The 3,555-nt window shown below is 31.7% G+C and carries 5 protein-coding genes; all 5 read right to left on the bottom strand.

The window, feature by feature from the left end:
• Positions 1 to 233 precede the first annotated feature (233 nt).
• Positions 234 to 1,148: a hypothetical protein gene (locus tag NZ579_08065; protein ID MCS7299890.1), complete on the bottom strand. Its 915-nt coding sequence runs from the start codon at positions 1,146 to 1,148 to the stop codon at positions 234 to 236.
• A 12-nt stretch (positions 1,149 to 1,160) separates the two neighbouring features.
• On the bottom strand, positions 1,161 to 1,523 hold the full coding sequence (locus NZ579_08070) for a hypothetical protein (protein MCS7299891.1): 363 nt from the start codon (positions 1,521 to 1,523) through the stop codon (positions 1,161 to 1,163).
• 8 nt (positions 1,524 to 1,531) lie between these two features.
• Positions 1,532 to 2,647, bottom strand: a complete 1,116-nt coding sequence (locus NZ579_08075) for a major capsid protein (GenBank protein ID MCS7299892.1) — start codon at positions 2,645 to 2,647, stop codon at positions 1,532 to 1,534.
• Positions 2,648 to 2,660: 13 nt separating this feature from the next.
• Positions 2,661 to 3,044: a hypothetical protein gene (locus NZ579_08080; GenBank protein MCS7299893.1), complete on the bottom strand. Its 384-nt coding sequence runs from the start codon at positions 3,042 to 3,044 to the stop codon at positions 2,661 to 2,663.
• A 2-nt stretch (positions 3,045 to 3,046) separates the two neighbouring features.
• Positions 3,047 to 3,555: hypothetical protein (locus tag NZ579_08085; GenBank protein ID MCS7299894.1), on the bottom strand; the 509-nt coding region annotated here is incomplete at its 5' end.

Consider the following 3,555-nt stretch of genomic DNA (forward strand, 5'->3'; position numbering starts at 1 on the left):
TGTATTCTAATAGTTTGATATGTGGTTCGTAATTGAAGTTAATGTCATACATGTAAACAATAAGTCTATAAGAGCATGTGAGAAAAGTTTCATTGAGATTAAATCCTAAGAATTCTAGGGTTGCAAATAAATGAGAAAGTGAAGTAGGGGAAGAGTTATCATCAGATAACTCAATCCCCACTTGATTAAGCAGGTTTTTTAATTGATTAAAATAAGTGTTATAATCAAACATACTATGATGGTAAATCTGTTATAACTTCACTGTTGAATTCTTCTGCAATTACTTTAGGATCAATAGTGCTTTCATAATCTCTGATTATCATGTAGTTTGGAGAGAAGTTTAAATCAAGAGGAGATGTTCCTGCGGGATATTCAGCTAGAGTTTTAAAAGCAACTTCCATTCTTAAGAAGTCTTCATTTGACATACCTATTGTGGGTGGTGTTTCAATTACAACACTTGGCATATAGATAGCTCTCAACATTTTGTTGATTGTATTTCTTCCAATAATGAGTATTTTGTAAGGGAAACCGATCTTAGAAACATCTTCAAATACTATGAGGCTATCTTTTCTTATTGAAGTGTATCTTGTTATTGTGATATCGTATGGTGGTGTTCCTGGGAAAGTGGCAGAAGTCCTTTCTATGAAAGGAACACCTTTTGCTCTTCTTAGTTGAAAGCTTGCTGTTACGTTTGTTCCGTTGTCATCTAAAACTGTGAAAGTAGATCCCGGAACTGGTATGGAATCAAGAAGGAAAACAGGGTTAGGAGATAAGTCAGGTATGTTTTGAAAAGCAGAAGTTTGAATATTGTTGTATGTTTTATTGGATGAAGTTGTATTATTAGTCCAGTTAGGAGTTTGTTGAAATAAAACTAATGATATGTTTTCAATATCAGTTTCTACAAAACTCAGTCTTATTGTTGCATCTATTTCGTTTATAACTCTTGCAACCATTGTTCTTGGAACACCTGCTTTTAATTCTGCAGCAGATACTGTCCATTCCACATTAGCATTACCTGAGACAAAACCCGTTTCTCTCCATATTCTTTCAAAGCTTCCTGTTGTTTCATTATATTTCTTTAGAAATACTGCAAAATTGTCAAACTTTACATTGTTTTTGGTATATCTTGGTTTATTTGGCCCTAACATATTTATCCCTCCTTACATTAAGTCTTTGATTTTAAAGATAAAAGAGTTTTTACTTCCTGCTGTTTTTCTGATGTCGTATACACTGTTTAATACTTCTCTTCTTATTTCATTTGCTTGTGATACATGTCCTGCTTTGAGATAAATAACTGCAAGAGTAAGCATTTTAGTGTATTTTTCAAGTAGTTCTCTTGATATTACTGATAATGGATCTTCAATTTGTATTGAGAGTATGAAGTAGATTTCTGTATAACTTTCTTGTAGAGCATTAAGCAGGAAGTTATCTAAGTCAGTTGGGTTTGGATATTCTTTGCTCAATACTGCTATTTCTTTTTTGTATTCAAGTTTGAAATCTTGCAAAAGCAGTGTGAAGTTCATATTATCACCTATGATACAGTGAATGTTCCACCCATTGAGGGTTCAGATATTACACCTGCTATACCACTTATGAATCTGTATGTCAATGAAGTAGATGATGGGAACATAGGCATAGCTTGTTCAAGTTTGTATATGTCTTTTGTTATAACCAAATTGGAGTCAAGATCTACCATAGGAGGAACTCCCATTGCCATAATTATATTATTGTCTAGTGGTCTAAGTATTAGAACTCTGTTAGGATTCCATAGATCAACTTCGTTTCCGTTAGAAGGATCTTGTATTTTACCTTGCAAGACATATACATTTATTCTGTTTCCACCAATATCAAGTGGGTGGTAAACTATGTTTTCAGATAACATTTCATCTATTTTTAACATTTCTTGGTAGGAAGAAATGTCAAGTCTAATCATTTTATCGTTTATGTGAGGATTGCTTCTAAAGAGATTCCAAGCTGTTCTACCCATTATAATAACAGGTTTTGATGTGGTTACATTTCTTGTGAAGTGATTATGATTAATAAGAGAAACTATTTTGTCATAGATATCAGATAGGGGATCTACGGTAGCGGAGCTCCAGTTGGAGTTAGTTAGAGTTATCCAACCTGTACCGTCTGTACCAAATGTTTTGCCATTGATGTTAATGTTTGCGTTTTCAAGCATTTTAACAAGTATGTAAGTGTTAAGTTCAAAATATTTGTTAACTATAGCTTCTAGGAATTCTTGTAAGAATGAGTTAAAGTTAATTTTGAGATCTTTACTTGTGATAGTGTTAACAGGTGGAGATATGTTATCAAGAATATCTTTAACAGAGAGAGTGAATGTTTCATAGAGGAAATAGATATCAGTTTCAATAACTTTGTGTTCAAAGTTTAGATTGGAGCTGTTTGATAGTATCACATTTGATTGTGCATAGAATTCATCCCATGAGTATATTTTCATTGGGTTAGAAGAGATAAGTTTAACACCGTTGAGTTTTAGTTTTTTGCCAACAAAATCACTTGGTTTAAATCCTTTTATGATTGATAAGAAACTTGAAAATATTTTTTGATAATTAAGTAGTTTAAATTGTAATATTTCACCTAAATATACATCAATTGCTTTTATGAGTTCTCTGTTATCTAACATTGTTCATCACCCCTTATTCGTTTATTATTCTAAATCTTGGGTGTAAAGCTAAATTAAGATTTGAAAGATTTGGTTTAACAAAGGTGTTGTTAATATTATCATATACGTACAAGTAGTTTGCATTTAGGATAGCTTTTGTGTAGACGTATGAAGATGTAGCAGTTCTGGCAGTTGGAACTGCTAAGATAGAGATATTGGATGAATCATTGAAAGTATCAGATAATAAAGCAGGTATGTATTCATTGTTTGCACTATCCCATTTTAGTATGAGTCCGTCAGGTATTTGAGTTATACTGCTTGCAACACTGTTAAAGTCTACAGGTCTATTGTCAATGTCATTTGTTATAGATGGAATTATGTATCCAAGTTTTATTGGTATGTTATCATACTTAGGCATTTTTATTCACCTCCATATTTTTTCTTTAGATATGATCTTACATTTTGTCTTAAGATTTCAAATGTATCAACATTTTTTTCTTCTATTTTGTCTTTGTTAAAGGTTGTTAAAAGTTTGAATAGATCTTGTTTTTTAGGATGTAGATAAGCAAGTATTCTTATAGAGTAAGGTAAGGATGAATAAACTTTATCTGGAACTTTTTCTATTTTTTTGACAGGCATTTTAGGTTTAGAAGTGAGAGCTACAGCAGTTAGTAGAGGATAGTATTTACCGTTTTCGTCAAATTTAACTATTTCTGCAGATAGGTAAGGAAAGTCTTCTATGTTAATTTCTTTATCAATTGTGAATTTAGCGTAATAACCATCTTCTTTTTTGATTATGTCGATAATGTGTCCTAATATTTCTTCTGTGTGTTCAAGATTGAGTGGTATTTTCATATTAGTTTTGATAGCATTTTCAATAGCATCTATATCTTCTTGTTCAGCTTTTTCTAGTGGTAGTAATTGTGCTT

Source organism: Spirochaetota bacterium, assembly GCA_025061835.1.
GTDB lineage: Bacteria > Spirochaetota > Brevinematia > DTOW01 > DTOW01 > SKYB106.

What these genes read in the sequence shown, in the direction of transcription:
- NZ579_08080 (MCS7299893.1), bottom strand. Translation starts at nt 3,044, where the DNA reads ATGCCTAAGTATGATAACATACCAATAAAACTTGGATACATAATTCCA.
- NZ579_08070 (MCS7299891.1), bottom strand. Translation starts at nt 1,523, where the DNA reads ATGAACTTCACACTGCTTTTGCAAGATTTCAAACTTGAATACAAAAAA.
- NZ579_08075 (MCS7299892.1), bottom strand. Translation starts at nt 2,647, where the DNA reads ATGTTAGATAACAGAGAACTCATAAAAGCAATTGATGTATATTTAGGT.
- NZ579_08065 (MCS7299890.1), bottom strand. Translation starts at nt 1,148, where the DNA reads ATGTTAGGGCCAAATAAACCAAGATATACCAAAAACAATGTAAAGTTT.